A 19,408-nucleotide genomic window follows, 5' to 3' on the forward strand; every position below is an offset into this window, starting at 1 on the left:
CTATGCCTCCTTCGCTTGCGCGTCATCGAAGTCGATGAGGTCTTCCACGATGCCCTCGCCCAGGACGGTCTTCGCACGAGCGACTACGCGGGAGCGCACGTCGTTCATTTCTGCCGCAATGAGCGCATCGTCGAACAGGGCCCGCACGTACAGGTCCTCGGCTTCACGCTCGGAAAGGCCACGATTGCGCAGATAGCGAATTTGGTCGGGGCCAACCGAACCAATGGAGGCACCGTGATTACCCGCGACGTTGTCTTCGTCGCACAGGATGACGGGCATGGTCTTGTTCACCACATCGTCGCCGAGCACCAGAACGCTTTCCAATTCGGAGCCTTCGGCGCCATGAGCGCCATGGATAAGGTCGATGGTCGCGCGCAGCGACTTGCGCGCCGCGTCGTCCAGCACGCCGGATTCCAGCACGTTGCTCTTCGTACGCTGGCCGCGCTGACGCACCACATGGTTGATATCGAGCGTATCGTGGTTCACGCCCAGGTAGCGGGCCGTAAGGTCGATGCGCGACGCATCGCCGTCGAGCGCAGCGGCAAAGCCAGCAGCCGTGGTTCCCGCCGCCAGGAAGAACTGGCGGGCATCCACCTGGGCTCCGTTTCCGCACGTAATGCCCACCGATTCGATGCGCTGGCCCACGCCATCGCCCACCACGATTTCGCGCAGGCGCACCTGAGAGCCACGCTCGGCAATCACGCGCAGCAGCACGGCGCTCGTACCGCCGATGGGCGTGCTGCCATGATGATGAATGAGTATGTTCGCCTGGGCGCCCGCGCGCACGATGACGCCCGCGTCGACGATGTCGCCCTTCACCGCATCGACGTCGATGACGATGGGTTCGGTATCTTCGCCCGAACGCACTTCCCAGTACAGGGCGTCGCCAGCCTGAGATTCGACCCACTGGGTAACCGCTTGGCCCATGCCGCATTCCACGCTACCGAACAAGCGCGGCAGGTCCGCGCGCGTCGTTCCCTGACGCGGGCGGTTCGGCACGGTAAGGGAAATGTCGTTGGCGCGCAGGTAGTTCCACGTCTGCGCGGGAGGGGTGTTTACGCGGTCGAGCGTAATGGTTGGCTCTTGCGTCTGCTCGCTCATTACCCAATCGCCCCTTCCATTTCGAGTTTGACAAGATTGTTCATTTCCACGGCGTATTCCAGCGGAAGCTCCTTGGAAACGGGATTGGCGAATCCGCTGACCGCCATGGCGCGGGCTTCGCCCTCGGGGATGCCGCGGCTCATGAGATAGAGCACCGTCTCGTCGGAAATGCGGCCAATGGTGGCCTCGTGCCCCACGCTGGCCGTGGCATTGCGCACGTCCATGGCGGGAATGGTGTCGGAACGGGAGATGTCGTCGAGCATGAGCGACTGGCAGCTTACCGTCGCGCGGGCATTGCTCGCACGACGCCCCACGATGACCGAGCTGCGGAACGTGTTCACGCCGCCATCCTTGGAGATGGACTTCGTATCGACGCTTGCCGTGGTGTCGGTGCCATTCAGCACCACCTTGCAGCCCGTGTCCAGATCCTGCGTGGCGCCCGCAAAGGTAATGCCCGTGAACTCGCAGTTCGAGCGCTCGCCCTGCAGGATGGTGGTGGGATACAGATAGCTTACGTGGCTGCCAAACGAACCCGAAACCCATTCCATGGTGGCGTCCTTGCCCACCGTGGCGCGCTTCGTGTTCAGGTTGTACATGTTCTTCGACCAGTTCTCGATGGTGGAATAGCGCAAGTGTGCGCCGTCCTTTACGAACAGCTCCACCGCACCGGCATGCAGATTGGCCTCGTAGTACTTCGGAGCCGAGCAGCCTTCGATGAAGTGCAGGTCGGCGCCTTCGTCGACCACGATCAGGGTGTGTTCGAACTGACCAGCGCCTTCCGCGTTCAGACGGAAGTAGCTCTGCAGCGGATAGGGGACGGTTACGCCCTTGGGAACGTACACGAACGACCCACCCGACCACACGGCGTAATGCAGAGCCGCGAACTTGTGGTCGCCCGGGGGAATGAGCTTGCCGAAGTGCTCGCGCACGATGGGCTCGAGCTCGGGGTCATGCAGCGCGTCTTCCACGGTGGTGTACACGACGCCCTGCTTCGCCACGTCCTCGCGCATGTTGTGATACACGATTTCGGAATCGTACTGAGCGCCCACGCCCGCCAGGCTCTTGCGCTCGGCTTCGGGGATACCCAGGCGCTCGAACGTATCCTTGATCTCCTCGGGTACGTCATCCCAGCTCTTCGACTGCTTCGCACGCGGGTTCACGTACGTGGAAATGTGATCCAGGTCGAGGCCGGCAATGCTGGGGCCCCAGTTGGAAGCCATTTCCTTGGCGTGATACGTCTGGAGCGCATCGAGGCGCATCTTGAGCATCCAGTCGGGCTCGTCCTTCTTCGCGCTAATGGCGCGCACGATTTCAGGCGTCAGCCCGTCCTCGTAGCGTTCGTACCCCTCTTCCGAGAAGACGAAGTCGTACATCGAGCGATCTACGTCGGCGACGTAGGTGCGCTCCTTCACCAGTTCGGTCATTAGGCACACACCGCCTCTTCAACACGAGCGAACTGCTCGAAGCCGTCGCGGTCGATCTTTCCAATGAGTTCGGCGCCACCTTCCGCAACCAGACGGCCGCGCGCCATTACGTGCGTGTGGTCGACCGTAAGGCGCTCGAGAATGCGCGCGTTATGCGTCACCACGAGCAGGGCGCCATTACACGTTTCGCGATACGCTTCGATGCCGCGGCTCACAACGGCCAGGGCATCCACGTCCAGACCCGAATCGGTCTCGTCGAGAATGGCCAGCTTCGGCTTCAGAAGCAGAAGCTGCAGCATTTCGAGCTTCTTCTTCTCGCCGCCGGAAAAGCCCACATTCAGCTCGCGCGTGAGGAACGAGCTGTCCATGTCGAGCTGCTCGGCGATCTCGTCAATGCGATCACGGAACTGACGTGCGGTCATCTTCAGTTCGGGGCGCTTACGCGTAATAGCGCGCAAGAACGAATGCAGCGGCACGCCCGGCACTTCGACGGGAGCCTGGAAGCTCAGGAAAATGCCCGCGAGCGAGCGCTTATCGGCAGGTTCGTTGGTAATGTCCTGCCCATCGAACACGATGGAACCTTCCGTTACCTGGTACGCGGGATTGCCCATGATCACATGGCCCAGCGTAGACTTGCCCGCGCCATTCGGCCCCATGAGCACATGGGTTTCGCCTGCGTTCAACGAAAGGTTGATGTCATGCAGGATGGTCTTGTCTTCGGTGCCGGCATGCAAGCCGGAAATGCTTAGCAGTGACTGCGTCATATCGTTCTCCTCGCGCTTGCGCGTTCCTTCAGCGGGAAATCCCGCATTCCTTCTCTCGGTAGTTATACCCTAAATACCACCCAATTGCTAGGAATATATTTCCCAGTTTGGCGCTAGGAGAATACTTTCTAGTAAAAGCCCAGGTAGAACGCATGTGGTATAGTTGTGCAGCTACGTTGAAACCTATACATCGCATTCCCGGGGGAACACATGCCCACATCTTTTTCGAGTGACGACAACGCCATGGGCACCCCCTCGCCCGCACGCCGCCTGCTGGCCCAATACGCGGCCATCACGCTCTGCTTCGTCTTCGCCATTTTGGCCACGTTCGCCATGGGCGGGCACCTCCCGCTGCAACCCTGCGACGAAACCACAGGCGTCAGCTATACCGAATGGAACCACCATTACGTAGATGACGACCAGTACGCACGCCTGGGCGACGCACTGCTGCACGGACGCGTCACGCTCGACCTGCCCGTGGACGAACAGCTTGCGCAGCTCGACAATCCCTACGCGTTCACGCCGCGCTACGAAATAGGCGACGCCAACCATCCCATCTTCTGGGACCACGCGTTTTACCAGGGCAATTACTACAGCTACTTCGGCGTTATCCCCGCCGTAGCCCTCTACGCGCCCTTCCAGCTCGTAACGGGCACCTGGCTGAGCACGCCCGCAGCCGTTCTTCTGGCGAGCATCGTTGCGCTGCTGGCTGGCGCATTCATGGTATGGCAGCTGGGACGCCGCTTCTTGGGCGGACTACCCGGCATCGGTATGCTCACGCTGGCGCTGGGCACGTACTTCGTGGGGTCGAACATCACGTACCACCTGATCGTGCCGTGGTTCTATTCCATGCCCATCCTGTTTTCGCTGGCAGCAACTGCGCTGGGCATGGCTTTCTGGCTGAAGGCCCGTCGCAGCGACGGCACGCTGAGCACGGCCTGCATCGCAGCAGGATCGTTCTTCATGGCCCTGAACCTAGGCTGCCGCCCGCAATTCATTCTGGTGTCGCTGCTGGCACTCGTGCTGTTCCGCAAGGAAATCTTCCGCGAACGAACGCTGTTTTCGCGTGCTGGCCTGCGCCAGACCATTGCGGCCATCCTGCCCTACGTGCTGGTATTCGCGCCGCTGCTGGCCTACAACTACGTGCGCTTCGGTTCGCTTACCGATTTCGGCAGCAATTACAACCTGACCGGCTTCGACATGACCACCTACGTGCAGAGCAAGAAGGTAACGCTCTACCTCATGGCAGAATACCTCTTCGCCCTGCCCGACCCCACGGCGGCCTTCCCGTTCCTTGCCGAGATAACCACGCTGCCCGAATGGTGCGAATGGGCACCGAACGAGCCCTTCTATGCAGGCTATTTCTTCATCAAGCCCATCATGCTCGTAGTGATTGCGCTGCCCTTCTGCTGGAAGAAGCTGAAGGCATCGGGCTTTGCGCCCATCGTCATCTGCTCCGCCGCGCTGGCCTTGGTGGTGCTGTTCGTGGACACGCGCGTTGCGGGCATCACCGAGCGCTACTTCAGCGACTTCGGTTGGTACATCACGCTCATCGCACTGCTCGCGATGTTCTCGATGCGCCAGCAATTCGACGAAGCGCCCCGCAAGCGCCGCGCCTTCTGCGCCGTATGCGGCATCCTGGTGGGCGTATCGGCGCTGCTAGGTGTGCTCACGGGATTCTCCGAAGGCCATTACTGGACGTTCATCAGCACGAATCCCGATTTCGCAGCAAGCGTCTACGCCCTGTTCGGAAATCCGCTATAAGGACCAAGCGCCCAAGCGATCCGCTATACCAGCAAATGATGCTTGGCGGCAATGTGGAATAGCTCGGCTCGCGTGCTGATGCCCAGCTTCGCGTAGATGTTGCGCCTATGGCTTTCGACCGTCTTCACCGAGACGAAGATGCGCTCCGATATCTCCTTGTTGGTATAGCCCTGAGCCAAGAGCGACATCACTTCGATTTCCCGGCTCGAAAGCGCATGGTAGGGATTCACCTCGACCTCATCAGCTGCGACGAGTTTGCCGGCCAGGGCCTCGTCTAATCCCTCCTGAACGTATACCTCGCCCTTTGCGACGGCATGGATAGCGTCGATAAGCATATCGGTTGACGCGCTCTTGAGCACGTATCCAAGGGCACCACTGCGCAACGCGAAGAAGACGTAATCGGCTTCCGAAAACATGGTGAGGACCAAGACGGCCATATCAGGGAAATCACGCGCGAAGCGCTCGCAGGCAACGAGGCCGCTTTCGCCTGGCGGCATCGAAATGTCCAGGAGCAGCACATCGGGGCGCTCGCGCGAAACGATTTGATAGGCCTGCTCGCCATCGGCCGCGTCCCCCACGACTTCCATGTCGGGCTGAGCGTTGATGATGAACGCAAAGCCCGAACGCACCACTTCGTGGTCGTCCGCAATGACTACGCGAATCATGACGGCCTCCCCAGTACGCTCGCCTCTTGCTCCACGGGGCCGTCCACCTGCTCACCCGTTGGGACGCGAAGCGTGACCACGGTGCCATCCGACGCCGAACGAATTTCGAGCTCGCCGCCAATGAGCGATGCGCGCTCCCTCATGCCAGGGATGCCGCACCCCGTTCCGTGTATTTCCGGGCGCGCGGTATCGAATCCAGAGCCCTGGTCGAATACCGACAGGGTAAGCACGCCATCAGCATCGACAAGCGCAACGCTTATCGCGTCAACGCCCGAATACTTGCATGCATTGGTCATGGCCTCCTGCGCAATGCGATACGCGTGCGTTTCGATTGCGCTATCGTAGCGTGCGCCATTCGTGGCATCGGAAATGGCAACGTCAACGCCATACATGCTGCGGCAGAGCCCCGCATGCGATCTCAGCGCCGCAATAAGGCCCAGGTCGTCAAGGGCGAGAGGCCGCAGCTGCACCGAGAGGTTGTGAACGTCCTTCACGATACGCGCAAGCGTCGTTTCGGCTTTGTCGAGCAGGTTCGTGGTCTCATCGTCGTCATGCAGCAACCGGGCCTGCTTCAAGAGCATCGAAACCGACAGCATCTCCTGCGACAGCTCGTCGTGCAGCATGCGCGACATGCGTCGGCGCTCCTCTTCCTGCGCCGCGCCCACAAGACGCGCCCGCTCGCGCTCATCGAGCAGCGGATAATCAGCCCCAATGCCCCGGCCATCAGTCAGAGTCTTTCCGAGCGGGGCATCGGAGAAACGGAGGAAGTCTGCAATTGTGACGTCATAACCGCAGAGGCCATCGGCAACCGCGGCGGTAAGCCGTTCGAACACCGCTTCGTGAGACGGATTGCTCGAGCGGAAAGCGCAGAGAAGCACTCCCGCAACTTCGCCCTTCAGGCCAAGAGGCAGGGCGCAGAAGCTACGCAGGTCCTCCGCGAATACGATGGGATAACTCGAATATTCGCGCGGATCGAGCTGGCGATCGATGTCGGTGAACATCATCGGCTTGCCGGATTTCAGCACGATTCCGCCGATACCATGCCCCGGCGAAAGCACGATGCGCTTATAACGCTCGCCCGTGGCACCCGACGAATAGAGCCAACGCAAGGGCGCACCAGGCTTTTCGGCGAGACCCACCGCCACGAAATCAAACCCGGAATCGTTACGCAAGCCATCTGCAGCTTGCTGAAAGCCCGCCTGGTAGCCCATCTGGAACCCCCTTCAACGCTCGCAACAATTATAGAACGGCTCATGCGTTGATGAATGACGCGAACGCGCGTCACCTCCGGCAACGCACGAATGGTGCCAATGAGCGCCTTCATGTTCGCCTCGGTCGGCGCTTCGGCGGTGGCCACGAGCCTTAGGCCCTCGTCATTATGAAGCCTCACGCCCTCGAGGGCCGCCAGGGCAAGCGCCGCAGCCCCCAACTTCGCGGTTGTCGCCTGGACAACGAGACAGGACTCGATCATGCCCTATCATCCCCACCTTGCGCAGTTCCAGAAGACGCTTGAGGGCGTGGGATCGTCATGCCAATTGCCAGCGCATGCGTAGGGCAAGCGTCAACGCACTTTCCGCACGCCATGCAATCCCCCGCACGCACCATGCCGTCAACGCCTGATACGGCGTCGTCGAGTATCTGGGGATCGCACAAACATGCCTGCTTGCATCGATCGCACCCAATGCACGCGCCATGGTCGATCGTTACGTTGACCAGGCCCACTCGCCCCAGAGCCTCGTAGAAACCGCCCAGCGGACACAGCGCCCGACACCACACGCGATGACCGCAAAACAATTCGAGCAGGACGATTGCCAGAAGGGTCAGCCCGCCCGCCATGCTGCCAAGGACAATCCCCTTAGCCACGAAGCCAATGGGAGATAAGGCCTCGAACAGCGGAAACCCAAGCACAGCCGAAAGGAACAGGATGCCCAGGGCAATGTAGAGCTTTGCGTGACGCGGCACCACGCGCTCGCGGACGAAAATATGCAACCGGGCGCGCAGCCAGTCGAGCCCCTCGCACAAAAGGTTCACGGGGCAAACCCAACCGCAAAACGCCCGGCCCCGGATGAGCCCATATACGATGAGCACGGGAAGGGCCGCAAGCAGCCAACTCGGCGAAAACGTCTTGGAAGCTGCAATCACCTCGAGCATCGCAAACGGATCGAGCACGGCAACGCCGAAGATGCTACTTGACGACAACGTGCCGAAAAACGGCAGGGCCGCGGGGGTGGCCACCATGCCATCCCCGCCAGCTGCGGCATTGCCTGCGATGCCTCCGAACACGCCCCACCCTGCCACGATGACCGGCGCGGCAAATATGAGCAAGGCGACGACTTGCACAACGCGACGCGCTATCGCAATCTTGAATCGTTTCGACGTGCCGCTCATACGCCATCCGGATAGATCGTCTTGTCGCCTTCAAAGTTCAGGTAGACCAGGTTCACGAACAGCACGCCGGTCATATTCCCAATGGAATTCGCAATGGCGTGCGAGTCGTCGACCGTTTCGGCCTCGATCGTTATCACGACCTTATGCCCCTCAACGCCATGGATTTCCACGCCGTCCATGACATCCAGTTCGGCCGATACCGCCTCCGTGCAATCGGGAGCGGTCTCTACGACCAGGCTCGATATCACCATTTCACTCACTTCCTTCCCGTCGACGCAAAAGAGCATCGTCGCGCTGGCTACAGCTTCTCCACGCGCACGCAGGTCTTCTTGAAGTCGGGCTCCTTCGACAGGGGGCAATATGCTTCCTGCTGGACCAAGTTGATGAGCGTTTCTTCTGCGAAGAAGGGCGCAAACAGATAACGGGCGGGCGGCTTGGTGCGACCAGCGCTCGAAGCCGTAATCTCGACTTCGCCCCAACGGCTAACGAGACGAACGCGGTCACCATCCTTGATGCCCAGCTCGGCCATGTCCGCTTCGTTCATGTCGAGCAGGGCCTCGGGAAGCGCGTTATGCAGCGCTGGGACGCGACGCGTCATCGTGCCGGTATGCCAATGTTCGAGTAAGCGCCCCGTGCAGAACACGAAGGGGTACTCGCTATCCGGCACCTCCGCGGGAGGCTCCCAGGGTCGGAACACCACCGAGGGACGATGATCGGTCGACTTGTAGAAGCTCACGTCGTTGGCAAGCCCCTCGTCGCCGTACATCTCGACGCCGTACTGGTCGTAGCCCTCTTCCTGCAAGCCGTACGAGAAGCGCCATTTCGTCGGCAGCCATTCCCCATTCACTTCGCGAACGGGCCAGGTCATACCGTGGTTGTAGATGTACTCCTCATAGGGGGCGAGCTGCTTCGCCTCCATCTTCAGCTTCGAATCGCGGTTGATGGCCTCGGCACGCGGGTTCAGCTTCGGGTTCGAGAACGTGCGGTATTCCTCCCACATGCTCTTGCAGACCTCGCGCTGCGTCTCCTGGCGGAAATCGCACGCATCCTTGTCGTACCATTCGCCAAAGAGGACGTCGAATGCATCCTCGCCGCCGATTTCCTCACCAGCCAGCACGCGCTTGGCGATTTCCATGAGCATCCACATATCCCAACGCGCGTCGCCCGGAGGGGTAACAGCCTGCTCGAATACAGCCGTCCTGCGTTCGCCATTGCCGAACGCACCCTCGCGTTCGATCCACATGGCCGCAGGAAGCACCACATTGGCGTACTTCGTGGACATGGTGGGGAACACTTCGCTTACGACAATGAACGCGTCGAAGATGCCGCGCTTGTCTTCCGCGCCGCGACCAAGGAAACGCGTCAGGTTCGTCATGGATTGCGCCCAGTTGTTATGAGCGGACCAGAGGAAATCGATATTTCCATTGGACAGCTCGCGGAACATCTTGGTCGTGTGATAGCCCGGCTTTGCGATGTCCTCCAAGTAGCCCTCGGGAAGGTTCCACACCGCTTCGCTGTAACGACGATGCGCGGGGTTCGCGACCACAAGGTCGGCGGGCAGGCGGTGCGAGAACGTACCCACTTCGCGCGCCGTACCGCATGCGCTCGGCTGGCCGGTAAGCGAGAAGCCTCCATTACCCGGCTTGCAGTACTTGCCCGAAAGCAGGTGCAGGTTGTGCAGATTGTGGTTCATCCAGGTACCACGATTATGCTGGTTGACGCCCATCGTCCAGAAGGACGTGACCTTCAGCTCGGGATTGGCAAACAGCTCGTAGAGCGCCTGCAGGTCCTCGACCGACGCGCCCGAAATTTCGCTCGCATATTCCCAGGTGTACGGCGCAAGGCGCGCTGCGTACTCCTCGAAGGAAATCGACTCGACCGTATCGACAGCCTGTCCGATATCGCTCTTGTCGTACCCGTCGTAATTGGCGTTGCCGATGTTCTCGGTGCCCTGCTTGAACTGCAAATGGTCGGCAACGAAGTCGTGATCGTACGTATCATTCTCGATGAGGTAATGGGCTATGCAGTTCGTGATGGCCAAGTCGCCGTTATTGCCGAACATGATGACGCGATCGGCCGAGGCAGCCGTTCGCGTACCCAACGTGGTCACGTCGTAGTGCTTCACCTGCGGGTCGGCGATCTTTCGAGCCATCAAGCGCGAGTACAGCATCGGATGGGCTTCTGCCATATTGGCGCCCCAGGTAATGAAGACGTCGGCATGGTCGATGTCCGCATAGCAGCCAGCGGGCTCATCGGTCTGAAACACGTTCATGAAGCCCACGACGGCGCTCGCCATGCACAGGCGGGCATTCGGGTCGATGTTGTTTGAGCGCAGACCCGCCTTCCAGAACTTGGCCGTTGCATATCCTTCCAAAATGGGCTGCTGCCCGGAGCCCCAAAAGGCGAGACGACTCTTATCGGCCTTCCACGTCTCACGCAGCTTGCTCGCAACCAGGTCGAGGGCCTCTTCCCACGTGGCCTCGCGGAAGCCGTCCTCGGTTCCCTTCGTGGAATTGTCGTCGCGAATGAGCGGCGTCGTCAGGCGGCCTTCGCCGTAGAGAACCTTGCTCAGGTAGTAGCCCTTTACGCAGTTCAGGCCACGATTCGAATCGTTTTCGGGGTCGCCATACACGCTAACGACCTTGCCGCGCATGCTTTCCACGATTACGCCGCAGCCACAGCCGCAAAAACGGCAGACGGCGAGCGTGGTCTTCACGGCGTCCCCGTTCAGCGGGTCATTCTTCTTCGGGGCGCAGCCCGTCACGCTCGCACCAGCGGCAGCCGCCATTGCCATGGCGACCGCGGTTGACTTGATGAACGCGCGTCTCGAAATGTCCATGCTTCTCTTCTCCCTCTTCCCGTGGCGCCTTTGGCACGACCGCCCTTCGAGGCGCCAATCCATTACCGTTGAGCGTTCTTCCCCGCTCACACGGCTTCTTGCTCTGCCAATGTGACTATGCGTATGGGCACATGGGGCTCGCTTACCGCGCAGCGCTGTACGCAGAGCCCGCAGCCCGTGCAGATATCTCGGTTGATTTGCGGAACGAACTTGGTGTGAATGCCGTCGTTTTCCAGCTGCTGGAAGTCGATTGTTATCGCCTCGTCGATGAGCGGGCACACGCGATAGCACACTTCGCAGCGATACCCCTGATAGGCGATGCACACGTTCTCGTCGATCTTCGCGTATCCCATGCGCGGGTCATGCTTGTCGGCGACATCGCGAATTGCGCCCGTGGGGCACACGGCCACGCAAGGGTAATCCGAGCACAAGCGGCAAGCCTGCTCGCGTGCGTCGATGCAGGGCGTTCCCGAAAGGGCCCCCTGCATGGGACCCGCAACATCCAGTGCCCGATAGGGGCACGCCTCGATGCACTTGCCGCATGCAATGCAACGCGACCTGAAATCCCCTTCGGATTGCACGCCAGGCGGCCGAAGTAGATACGACGACTTGTCGTGGGTGGCTGCCAGGGAAAACGCACCCTCGAGCGCAACGATGCCAGCCGCAATGCCCGCTACGAGCTTGGCCCTACTCATGCGACGTCCTCTTCGCCCAGCGGCTATTCGCCCGAAGACGTTCCCGCAAGGAATTGCTCATCGTTCCACGACATATACTGGTGCTCGAGGTTCTGGCCCTCTTCCCAGGTAAGCCAGCCCTGAGGCACCTCGCTATCCTCATGGCATTGCGTGCACACCATGATCGACGCACGATGGCCCTTATGACAATCGCTGCAGTCGTACTCGGAATGATGCCAAGAATGCGGGTTACGCGCCTGGTCAGCGGTCTCGTTCGTAAGGTCCGACTTGGTGATGTTGTGGCAGTTCTCGTTCAGGCAGAATTCCGTTTCACCCACCCCGCGATATGCCACCAAACGCGCAAGGTCGCGTTCAGATAGCGGGTTGTAATAGTCGCCCTGAATCCACTCGAGGCCCTCGGTAATTTGCTCCTCTATGGCCGGCACATGGCAATCCATGCACGTCTTGCCCATGGCGCCATGCTTGCTTGCCAGCATGGCATCGGCCTTCGAGACCTCATTACCCCACTTGTCGACAGCAGCCTCGTACGGATTCGCATAAAGCGTATTCAAATACGCCTCGTCCATGGGGGTGTGGCAGACGGTCGCGCAGAATTCCGGTGTCTCGTGCCACTTGTAGGCGCCCACGCCCACGGCGGCGATAAGGCCAACGATGACGCAAAGGATTACGGTCTTGCGATTCAGTCGCAAGCTACGGCGTTTGCCGTGGGGCTCAGCTTGCGCATCCGCCTTCCCCTCTTGATTCTTGGCCTCTTCGGCCTCGCGTACTTCGTTTTCGACGTTGTCCATGTACGCCACACCTCCCAATACTCGTCTACCTTCGAAAGATGACAGCATCGGAAGGAAATCGATATAGGGGTTTTCCCCATTTCTGCTACGGGGGAAAGCAAGAGAAAGCCACCAGGGAGAACGTTTCGACAAATGACAAATTGCCCCTTGACCCTGACGTTACGTCATAGTTTAGAGTGAAGGCACGCCAGAAAGAGGAGGACCCCCATGGAAGCGCTCACCGTGCATGAAGTAAGCAAGCTCGCCGGCATTAGCGTGCGCACGCTGCATCACTACGACAAGATTGGCTTGCTTACGCCCGCAACGCGCACCGATGCGGGGTACCGTCTATACAGCGAAGCCGACCTCGCGCGACTGCAGCAGATTCTGCTGTTCCGCGAGCTGGAGTTTCCGCTCGATGAAATCCGCGGCATCATCGACAGTCCCGCCTTCAATCGCGCAGAAGCGCTCAAACAGCAAATCCAACTGCTCAAGCTCAAGCGCGAGCGCATCGACGGCCTCATCGAGCTGGCGAAGGAAACCCTACGGAAAGGAGCGACGAGCATGAGCTTCGACGCATTCGATACGAGCAAGATTGACGACTACGCCGCGCGGGCAAAGGCATCGTGGGGCGCTACGCCACAGTGGGCAGAGTATAAGAAGAAGAGCGCGCAGCGCACCGCGCAGGATGAAGGAGCCATGGCGCAGAAACTCATGAACCTGTTCATACCCTTCGGCCGCATGGCCGCCGAAGGAGCCGACCCGGCATCAAGCGAAGCGAAGGCGCAGGCGGCAACCATTCAGCAGTTCATCACGAAGAACTACTATCACTGTTCCGACGAAGTGTTCGCCCAGCTGGGAGCTTCATATGGAGCAGGTGGCGAGTTCACGCAGAACATCGACGCGGCCGCCGGCCCCGGAGCGGGGGCGTTCGCCGCGAAGGCCGTGGCAGCCTACTGCGCAAGCAAGTAGAAACGGAACGCCCGCGCGAGCAAATCGCACGGGCGCTCTTCGATAGCGGCTATTTCGCGGGCAGCGTTTTCACGAAGCCGAAGAAGTACACCAGGTGGCCCACCCACACGACTGCAAGGACAATGCGGCCCACCAGCACGTTCGCCATGAGCACAAAGGCGATTCCCATGATCAACGTAACAGAGCCAATAATGGAGAGCTTCGTCTTCATGAGCATGCCCTCCTTCTTCACGTACGACTCCAGGTGCTTCTTGTAGAGCTTCGTACCCAGGAACCAGCTATGCAGACGCTGGGAGCCCTTGGCGAAGCAGAAGAGCGTGGCCAAGTAGAGCGGCGTAGTAGGCAGAATGGGCAGCACGATGCCAATAGTCCCCAGGACCAGGCACAGACACCCCAGCGCAAGCCACAACGCACGGAAGCGAACACGCTTAGCCGGCGCAGGCGACACGGAATTCACGGCCGCCGAAGATAGAGGATCTGCACCCTCCATAGCGGGAGCGGTCTCATGAAGCAGGGGCGTTGCAACGGGTTCCATGTCTTGTCCTATCGATACGCCGCGAGGCGCTGTATGGTCTACCTAATTAGATGCGCCTAACTATAAACGAAGCACTCCCCCACACGCAATACAAGGAGGAGGGTTCACCAGGAACCCTCCTCACAAGCCGAGTTTGCAAAGCTGATTTCTTGTTATTTCCAGCGCGTCAGGTACTTCTGCAGCTTGCCCAGAAGCACGCTAATGATGGTAATGACGACGCCGATAACGATGATGCCGGCAAGGATGCGCGTGTAGTCGCCGAAGTCGCTGTAGTACTTCACGTAGTAGCCCATACCCACGCTGCCGCCAATCATCTCGGCCGAAGTAAGCAGGATGAACGACAGGCACAGCGCGATGTTCAGGCCATTGAAGATGAGCGGGAGCGCCGCGGGGAGGATGACGCGGAAAAGCGTCTTCGGAGCGCTCACGTTCAGCACGCGCGCGGAATCCAGAATGCGCTTGTCGACACCAGCCACGCCAGCCAGCGTGCCCGTGAGCACGGGCCACAACGTTGCCAGGAAGATGACCAGCACGCTTGCTGCGCGGAACGTGGGCAGCAAAGCGATGCCGTAGGGAATGTACACGATGGGCGGAATGGCCGAGAGGAACGATACGACCTTTTCCGTTGCCTGGGAGGAACGCGCACGATACCCCAACGCAAGACCCAACACCAGCGCCACTGCAGTGCCGAGCAGAAAGCCCTCGGCCACGATGCCCAGCGAACTGGCAATGCCCTGTCCGATCTTCGCAGCGTCAGCTACAATCTGGGCGAACACGATGCCGGGAGCCGGGAACATCTTCTCGGGCAGAACGGCAAGCGTGGAGGCGGCAAGCTGCCATGCGGCAATGACCGCAAGAACCACGGCAGGCACGTCGGCAAACGTATTGCGCGTGGAGCGCTTGCGGGCAGCCAGGCAGCCCACAACGCTCACGGCCCACGCAAACGCGCCCACGACGAAGGCGTAGAGTACATTTGGATCGGCAGATGCCTTCGTCGGAAGCGCAAGCACAACCGCGAACAGGGCGAATGCGATGGTCGCGGGCGTTACCAAGCGCTCGCGCCACGCAAGGCCATCGACCTCAGCGTTCGCCTTCGCTGCCTTAACCTTGCGCTGCTTGGCCACGGGCAGGGAGCCCGCTACAGCCGTTCCCTGGATTTCTGCGCTCATGCCGAATGCACCTCCTGGTACTCATGCTGAAAGAAGATCTGCGACAGCTCGCTGCGAAACGTCACGTAGGCAGGGTCGCCCAAAAGCTCCAGGCGATGCCTGGGGCGCGGCAGCGGCACTTCGAATTCCGCGCGCACGCGACCCGGCTCCATCATGATGATGCGGTCGGAAAGAAGAATGGCCTCTTCCAGGTCGTGCGTAACGAAGATGACCGTCTTGCGCGCTTCGCCAGCTTCGCCCTCCCACAGCTCGAGCAGCAGGTCCTGCAGGATGGCGCGATTGCGCGCATCGAGCGCGCCGAAGGGCTCGTCCATCAGCAGCACCTCGCCGCCCACGGCCAGCGCGCGAGCGATAGCCACGCGCTGCTGCTGGCCGCCGGAAAGTTCCTTGGGGAAGCGATGACCAAACTCACCAAGCGCCACCTTGCCCAGGAATTCCTCCGCGATAGCACCGCGCTCCGCGCGCTTCAGCTCGGGACGCGCCTGCTCGAGGGCGAATTCCACGTTGCCGCGTGCCGTCATCCAGGGGAAGAGGGAATACTGCTGGAATACGACGCTACGTTCGGGACCGGGCCCTGTTACGACCTGGCCGCCCACAGAAACGCTGCCAGACGTGGGCTTCAAAAGCCCCTCGAGCACGGAAAGCAACGTCGATTTGCCGCAACCGCTCGCGCCGATCACGCTCACGAATTCGCCTGGCTCGACGGAAAAACTTACCCTGTCGAGCGCCGTGAAGGCCTCTCCGCGACCGGAGTACGTGACCGTCAGGTCTGAAACGTCGATGCGCTTGGACATCAGATCCTCCTATTGATACTTATCGAAATGCTCACGCAGGGACTTGTAGTACGTGTTGTTCGGATCTTCCTTCTCGAGTTCGCCCAGCGCCTGATCGTAAATGTCCAGGTTATAGAGCTCTTCAAGGTCGAAGTCCTGCAGGTAGCCAAAGTCAGCAGCGCTGTTCTTCAGCTCCAGCGTGGCCTGGTAGTCGGGGTCGGGGTTCGAATCGCAGTAGTCGGGCGTGAACACCTCGTACTCGATTTCGTCCTCGGGAATGTCGATGTACGTCTTTACGTCCGCGATCGTCTTCTGCTTGTTAGCTTCGTTTTTGTAGAACGCATACGCCTTGATGAGGGCACGTTCGGAAGCGACGTACAGGTCGTGGTTTTCCTTCAGCGCGCTCGTGAGCGCTACCTGGCGGCAGCACGGCTGATTCTTGAACAGCTCTTCATCGGAGCACTTGAACACGATGGAATGACCCGCCGCCACGGCAACCGACGTGTAGGGCGAATAGCACGAAACCGCGTCGATCGTATCGTTGGAGAATGCGTTGTAGGCATCCTTCTGGCTATCGAAGAGCACGATGTGCACATCGTAGCCATCGCCCTCGCCATACGTAAGGCCCTTGGACGCAAGCAGCTGATACAACTCGAGCTCCTGCACGGTGGTGCGGGGAACGGCGACGTTCTTCCCCTTCAGGATGGTCACGTCCCAGCTAGAAAGGCCTTCCGTGTACTTGCTCTTGATCACGTAGCCGTGGCCATTGGACATTGCGCCACCGAAGATCGAGATGTCATGACCCGAAGACTGATTCACCAGCGTGGGAACGCTACCCAGGAAAACGAATTGCAGCTTGTTCGATTCCAGGCCGCTGACCAGCTCGCTCTGGCTGGAGAACTGCGTAAGCGTGGCGTTGATGCCTTCTTCTGCGAAGAAGCCCTCCTCCTTGGCGACGAATGCCAGCAGATGGGCCGTCGAATTGAGGTGGCCAACCGTGATGTCGTACTTGATTTCCTTACCCGACGTAGATTCCTGCGAGCCAGAGGAGCACCCCACCACGCCAAATGCGGCGAGCGCGCCTGCGCCAATAAGCGAACCCTTGAGAAACGAGCGTCGGCTATACGCCGTTACTTCCTGTGCCATAGTAGCCTCCCTTGAGATGTGTCTGTTGCTGGGCGCTATTACAGCATCATCGGAAGGCTCCGAACAGGTATTTTGCGACGCATTGCAGCGATGGCGCGTTATCGCCGAAAGCGATATAAGCTGTCAAAGTCGGCATTTGCCCAGATGGCACGCATGCAATGCGCTCTAGGGCATAGAAAAAGCTCTGACCCAAGCTCGGGAAACCCCAGGTCAGAGCGTTATCGATAATCACGCTAGCCGGCTATTTCACGCCGCTCCGCGCAAGATTTCTTCATTTTCGATGAGTGAAGACCCCTTAACCGCGTTCTGCACGGACTTCGGCGGCTGCGTCTACGAAGGCCTTGAAGAGACGCTTGGAGTGCGGGCGCTCACGCCACATGTGCTCGGGATGCCACTGCACACCCACGACGAAGCGCTTGCCCGGCATTTCGATGCCCTCGACGATGCCGTCCTCGGGGGAAATGGCGTTTACGACCAGCCCCTTGCCCGGCTTGGCAACGCTCTGGTGGTGAATGGTGTTCACGCCCAGGCGCGTAGCCCCCACGTATTCGGCCAGGCGGGAATCCTTCACGATTTCGACCATATGAGCCGGAAGCGTGTACGGGCGATTCTGCATATGCACCGATTCCGATTGATCGCAGGCATCACGAATGTCCTGCTGCAACGTGCCGCCAAGTGCAACATTGAGAGACTGCATGCCGCGGCAAATGCCCAGCAACGGCTTATCTGCCTCGACGACCGCGCGAACGAGCACGTCCTCCATGGCATCACGCGCCGTAGCCGAACGATGTGTATGCACTTCGCGCAACGAACCGTACCGCGCAGGATCGATATCCTGGCCTCCCGGAATAAGGAATCCATCGCACGAGGCAACCAACCGCTCGATATGAGCAGGATCGGACGTCGCGGGAAGCACGATGGGAATGGCGCCCACTTCCAGAAGGCCTCCCAGATAGCCATCGGATACCGCCAGGCCCGTCCACTCGAAATCGTAACGCGGCACGATGCCGATGACGGGAGCATTCGGGGACCCCGCAGGCATGCCATTGCGCTTTTCCATCAGGCGCGGCCACACTTCGGCCAACGTGAAACGATGCTTCACCATCGAGGCAATGGGCTCCAGGTACTCCGCCTCACCAGGACGCAGGGAACCCGATGCCAGCACCAACAGCAAGTCGGCCCAAAACTCCACCGGGCGACCGTACACCTCGGCGCCATAGCCATGCTTCATGAGGCTCTTCTTTGCCGCTTCCACGTGACCTTCGTCCACCCAATCGAGCAGGGTTTCCAGCACGTCAAGCGTACGCCTGCTGTAGAACAGCGCACGTACGAGCACCGCGTAAGCCAGCGAATACTCGATGGGCATGGCGTCGGCGGGTCGAATTTCCAGGAAGTTCTTCAGGCGCACATCGGGCCACACCATCGACAGCGCATGCTCCAGCTCGGCCTGGGTCATTTCGCGATGCGCATACAGCTCGTCGAACGTGGCGTTGCCCACATAGCGCCAGGGCTCACCCTCGTTTTCGCCCGGGACAAGAATCGCCTCGCGCGAGAGGATATAGTCGGCATAGTCGGCGTAGGAATACCCGCGCTTCAGCGAACCGGGAATTACGCCAACCCGGTCGTGCTTCATGCTGTCCCATATATGGGTGCGCACCATGTTCTCCTTGGCTTCCTCGCCTTCGAACACGGGAGAGTTGTCGCAGATGAACGCCAGAATAGGCCCAAGGATCTGCGCGATGCGCAGCTTGCGCATCGCATCGGTCTCGGTTTCGAAGTCGATGGAAATCTGCAGCGACGCCGAGCCACGCATCATGCAAATGCCTTCGGGAGCCTGCTTGCCCAGGAAATCGGTCATGCAGTCGTAGCGGAACTTCGGAATAAGTTCCAAATCGCGCGCCCGCGCCGTGGGATGGTACCCCAGCATGGGGGTCACCAGGCCAAATTCGTCCAGAATGGGATCGAGTTCCTTCCGGAAGTTCAAATAGGCCCTATCGATTTCGCAGACGCTCGAAAACGGGCCAGCCGAGATTTCGATCTGCCCCGCCGGTTCGGTGCTGATAGCGATTCCCTTGCGTTGCATGCCAACGATGTTTTCGCCCTCATACGAGGCGTTCTCGTAGCTTGGGGCCAGTCGCAGCAAAACGTCGCGAATGCCGCCTGGCTCGGAATACGCCACGGGCGAACCGTCGCGACGCACGACTATATGCTCGAGCTCGAAGCCCATGCTCTGGCTGAACTTCTCGCCCGACTTGAAGAATGCGACGAGCTTGTCGCGATTCACCTTATGAAAATCTATCTTGCTCTCCAACGGTTCCACCTCAAACGCGGATTAAATTCCACCCTCGCACTAGGAATTAGTATTTCGCCCATTATAGACGTCAACGATAGCCCGTCAACGCATGT

At 60.0% G+C, this 19,408-nt stretch carries 17 protein-coding genes and 1 pseudogene; 2 read left to right on the plus strand and 16 right to left on the minus strand.

What is annotated here, in order from left to right:
* The 3 genes from AAY81_RS09095 to sufC are packed head-to-tail and all read right to left on the minus strand — an operon-like array spanning window position 1 to window position 3,289.
* Complete coding sequence (locus AAY81_RS09095; RefSeq protein ID WP_066664225.1) at window positions 1-1,101, minus strand: SufB/SufD family protein; 1,101 nt, start codon at window positions 1,099-1,101, stop codon at window positions 1-3.
* Window positions 1,101-2,525, minus strand: a complete 1,425-nt coding sequence (sufB, locus tag AAY81_RS09100; RefSeq protein WP_066664227.1) for a Fe-S cluster assembly protein SufB — start codon at window positions 2,523-2,525, stop codon at window positions 1,101-1,103. The genes AAY81_RS09095 and sufB overlap by 1 nt, the downstream gene beginning before the upstream one ends.
* Complete coding sequence (sufC, locus tag AAY81_RS09105) at window positions 2,525-3,289, minus strand: Fe-S cluster assembly ATPase SufC (RefSeq protein ID WP_066664230.1); 765 nt, start codon at window positions 3,287-3,289, stop codon at window positions 2,525-2,527. Before sufC ends, sufB begins: the two co-directional genes overlap by 1 nt.
* 210 nt (window positions 3,290-3,499) lie before the next feature.
* On the opposite strand from sufC, the gene AAY81_RS09110 reads away from it, so the two are divergent.
* Complete coding sequence (locus AAY81_RS09110; protein WP_066664233.1) at window positions 3,500-5,053, plus strand: hypothetical protein; 1,554 nt, start codon at window positions 3,500-3,502, stop codon at window positions 5,051-5,053.
* Between the two features lie 23 nt (window positions 5,054-5,076).
* Here the strand turns inward: AAY81_RS09110 and AAY81_RS09115 are convergent, their stop codons facing one another.
* From AAY81_RS09115 to AAY81_RS09145, 8 genes and pseudogenes are all read right to left on the minus strand, one after another.
* Entirely contained in the window at window positions 5,077-5,718 is a 642-nt protein-coding gene (locus tag AAY81_RS09115) for a response regulator (RefSeq protein WP_082867966.1), read from the minus strand.
* Window positions 5,715-6,929 (minus strand): GAF domain-containing sensor histidine kinase, encoded by a 1,215-nt coding sequence (locus AAY81_RS09120; RefSeq protein WP_066664235.1) that lies wholly within the window; start codon window positions 6,927-6,929, stop codon window positions 5,715-5,717. The genes AAY81_RS09115 and AAY81_RS09120 overlap by 4 nt, the downstream gene beginning before the upstream one ends.
* A gap of 56 nt (window positions 6,930-6,985) precedes the next feature.
* Window positions 6,986-7,189 (minus strand): annotated as a pseudogene (locus AAY81_RS10850) (chaperone NapD); the annotation flags it as partial.
* On the minus strand, window positions 7,186-8,058 hold the full coding sequence (locus tag AAY81_RS09125; protein WP_240480580.1) for a 4Fe-4S binding protein: 873 nt from the start codon (window positions 8,056-8,058) through the stop codon (window positions 7,186-7,188). The gene AAY81_RS09125 and the pseudogene AAY81_RS10850, both read right to left, overlap by 4 nt.
* 44 nt (window positions 8,059-8,102) lie before the next feature.
* The gene (locus tag AAY81_RS09130) at window positions 8,103-8,357 is read right to left on the minus strand and encodes a chaperone NapD (RefSeq protein WP_066664241.1); all 255 of its coding nucleotides are present in this window, start codon (window positions 8,355-8,357) and stop codon (window positions 8,103-8,105) included.
* 47 nt (window positions 8,358-8,404) lie between these two features.
* Window positions 8,405-10,945: a molybdopterin-dependent oxidoreductase gene (locus AAY81_RS09135; protein ID WP_066664250.1), complete on the minus strand. Its 2,541-nt coding sequence runs from the start codon at window positions 10,943-10,945 to the stop codon at window positions 8,405-8,407.
* 86 nt (window positions 10,946-11,031) lie between these two features.
* On the minus strand, window positions 11,032-11,640 hold the full coding sequence (locus AAY81_RS09140; RefSeq protein WP_066664253.1) for a 4Fe-4S dicluster domain-containing protein: 609 nt from the start codon (window positions 11,638-11,640) through the stop codon (window positions 11,032-11,034).
* Between the two features lie 23 nt (window positions 11,641-11,663).
* Window positions 11,664-12,428, minus strand: coding sequence for a cytochrome c3 family protein (locus AAY81_RS09145; protein WP_066664254.1), 765 nt, complete (start codon window positions 12,426-12,428; stop codon window positions 11,664-11,666).
* A 207-nt stretch (window positions 12,429-12,635) separates the two neighbouring features.
* Between AAY81_RS09145 and AAY81_RS09150 the strand changes: the two genes are divergently transcribed.
* Window positions 12,636-13,379, plus strand: coding sequence for a MerR family transcriptional regulator (locus AAY81_RS09150; protein ID WP_066664255.1), 744 nt, complete (start codon window positions 12,636-12,638; stop codon window positions 13,377-13,379).
* A 49-nt stretch (window positions 13,380-13,428) separates the two neighbouring features.
* On the opposite strand, the gene AAY81_RS09155 is transcribed toward AAY81_RS09150, so the two are convergent.
* The 5 genes from AAY81_RS09155 to AAY81_RS09175 all read right to left on the minus strand — a co-directional run bounded on the left by AAY81_RS09155 (window position 13,429) and on the right by AAY81_RS09175 (window position 19,313).
* Window positions 13,429-13,914 carry a YbaN family protein gene (locus tag AAY81_RS09155; RefSeq protein WP_240480581.1) on the minus strand — a complete coding sequence of 162 codons (486 nt, stop codon included), beginning with the start codon at window positions 13,912-13,914 and terminating at the stop codon, window positions 13,429-13,431.
* 152 nt (window positions 13,915-14,066) lie between these two features.
* A complete protein-coding gene (locus AAY81_RS09160; protein WP_082867967.1) occupies window positions 14,067-15,083 on the minus strand; it encodes an ABC transporter permease in 1,017 nt (338 codons plus the stop codon).
* Window positions 15,080-15,877: an ABC transporter ATP-binding protein gene (locus AAY81_RS09165; RefSeq protein WP_066664258.1), complete on the minus strand. Its 798-nt coding sequence runs from the start codon at window positions 15,875-15,877 to the stop codon at window positions 15,080-15,082. Before AAY81_RS09165 ends, AAY81_RS09160 begins: the two co-directional genes overlap by 4 nt.
* A gap of 9 nt (window positions 15,878-15,886) precedes the next feature.
* Entirely contained in the window at window positions 15,887-17,002 is a 1,116-nt protein-coding gene (locus tag AAY81_RS09170; RefSeq protein WP_066664263.1) for an ABC transporter substrate-binding protein, read from the minus strand.
* A 295-nt stretch (window positions 17,003-17,297) separates the two neighbouring features.
* Window positions 17,298-19,313 (minus strand): glutamate-cysteine ligase family protein, encoded by a 2,016-nt coding sequence (locus AAY81_RS09175; RefSeq protein ID WP_143117289.1) that lies wholly within the window; start codon window positions 19,311-19,313, stop codon window positions 17,298-17,300.
* Window positions 19,314-19,408: the final 95 nt, after the last annotated feature.

It is taken from the genome of Denitrobacterium detoxificans, assembly GCF_001643775.1.
Lineage (GTDB): Bacteria > Actinomycetota > Coriobacteriia > Coriobacteriales > Eggerthellaceae > Denitrobacterium > Denitrobacterium detoxificans.

Bases quoted from the DNA above. Each gene is read 5' to 3' on its own strand.
- AAY81_RS09110 (WP_066664233.1), top strand. From the start codon at position 3,500: ATGCCCACATCTTTTTCGAGTGACGACAACGCCATGGGCACCCCCTCG.
- sufB (WP_066664227.1), bottom strand. From the start codon at position 2,525: ATGACCGAACTGGTGAAGGAGCGCACCTACGTCGCCGACGTAGATCGC.
- AAY81_RS09160 (WP_082867967.1), bottom strand. From the start codon at position 15,083: ATGAGCGCAGAAATCCAGGGAACGGCTGTAGCGGGCTCCCTGCCCGTG.
- AAY81_RS09150 (WP_066664255.1), top strand. From the start codon at position 12,636: ATGGAAGCGCTCACCGTGCATGAAGTAAGCAAGCTCGCCGGCATTAGC.
- AAY81_RS09165 (WP_066664258.1), bottom strand. From the start codon at position 15,877: ATGTCCAAGCGCATCGACGTTTCAGACCTGACGGTCACGTACTCCGGT.
- AAY81_RS09140 (WP_066664253.1), bottom strand. From the start codon at position 11,640: ATGAGTAGGGCCAAGCTCGTAGCGGGCATTGCGGCTGGCATCGTTGCG.
- AAY81_RS09120 (WP_066664235.1), bottom strand. From the start codon at position 6,929: ATGGGCTACCAGGCGGGCTTTCAGCAAGCTGCAGATGGCTTGCGTAAC.
- AAY81_RS09135 (WP_066664250.1), bottom strand. From the start codon at position 10,945: ATGGACATTTCGAGACGCGCGTTCATCAAGTCAACCGCGGTCGCCATG.
- AAY81_RS09155 (WP_240480581.1), bottom strand. From the start codon at position 13,914: ATGGAACCCGTTGCAACGCCCCTGCTTCATGAGACCGCTCCCGCTATG.
- AAY81_RS09170 (WP_066664263.1), bottom strand. From the start codon at position 17,002: ATGGCACAGGAAGTAACGGCGTATAGCCGACGCTCGTTTCTCAAGGGT.
- AAY81_RS09130 (WP_066664241.1), bottom strand. From the start codon at position 8,357: ATGGTGATATCGAGCCTGGTCGTAGAGACCGCTCCCGATTGCACGGAG.
- AAY81_RS09095 (WP_066664225.1), bottom strand. From the start codon at position 1,101: ATGAGCGAGCAGACGCAAGAGCCAACCATTACGCTCGACCGCGTAAAC.
- AAY81_RS09115 (WP_082867966.1), bottom strand. From the start codon at position 5,718: ATGATTCGCGTAGTCATTGCGGACGACCACGAAGTGGTGCGTTCGGGC.
- sufC (WP_066664230.1), bottom strand. From the start codon at position 3,289: ATGACGCAGTCACTGCTAAGCATTTCCGGCTTGCATGCCGGCACCGAA.
- AAY81_RS09145 (WP_066664254.1), bottom strand. From the start codon at position 12,428: ATGGACAACGTCGAAAACGAAGTACGCGAGGCCGAAGAGGCCAAGAAT.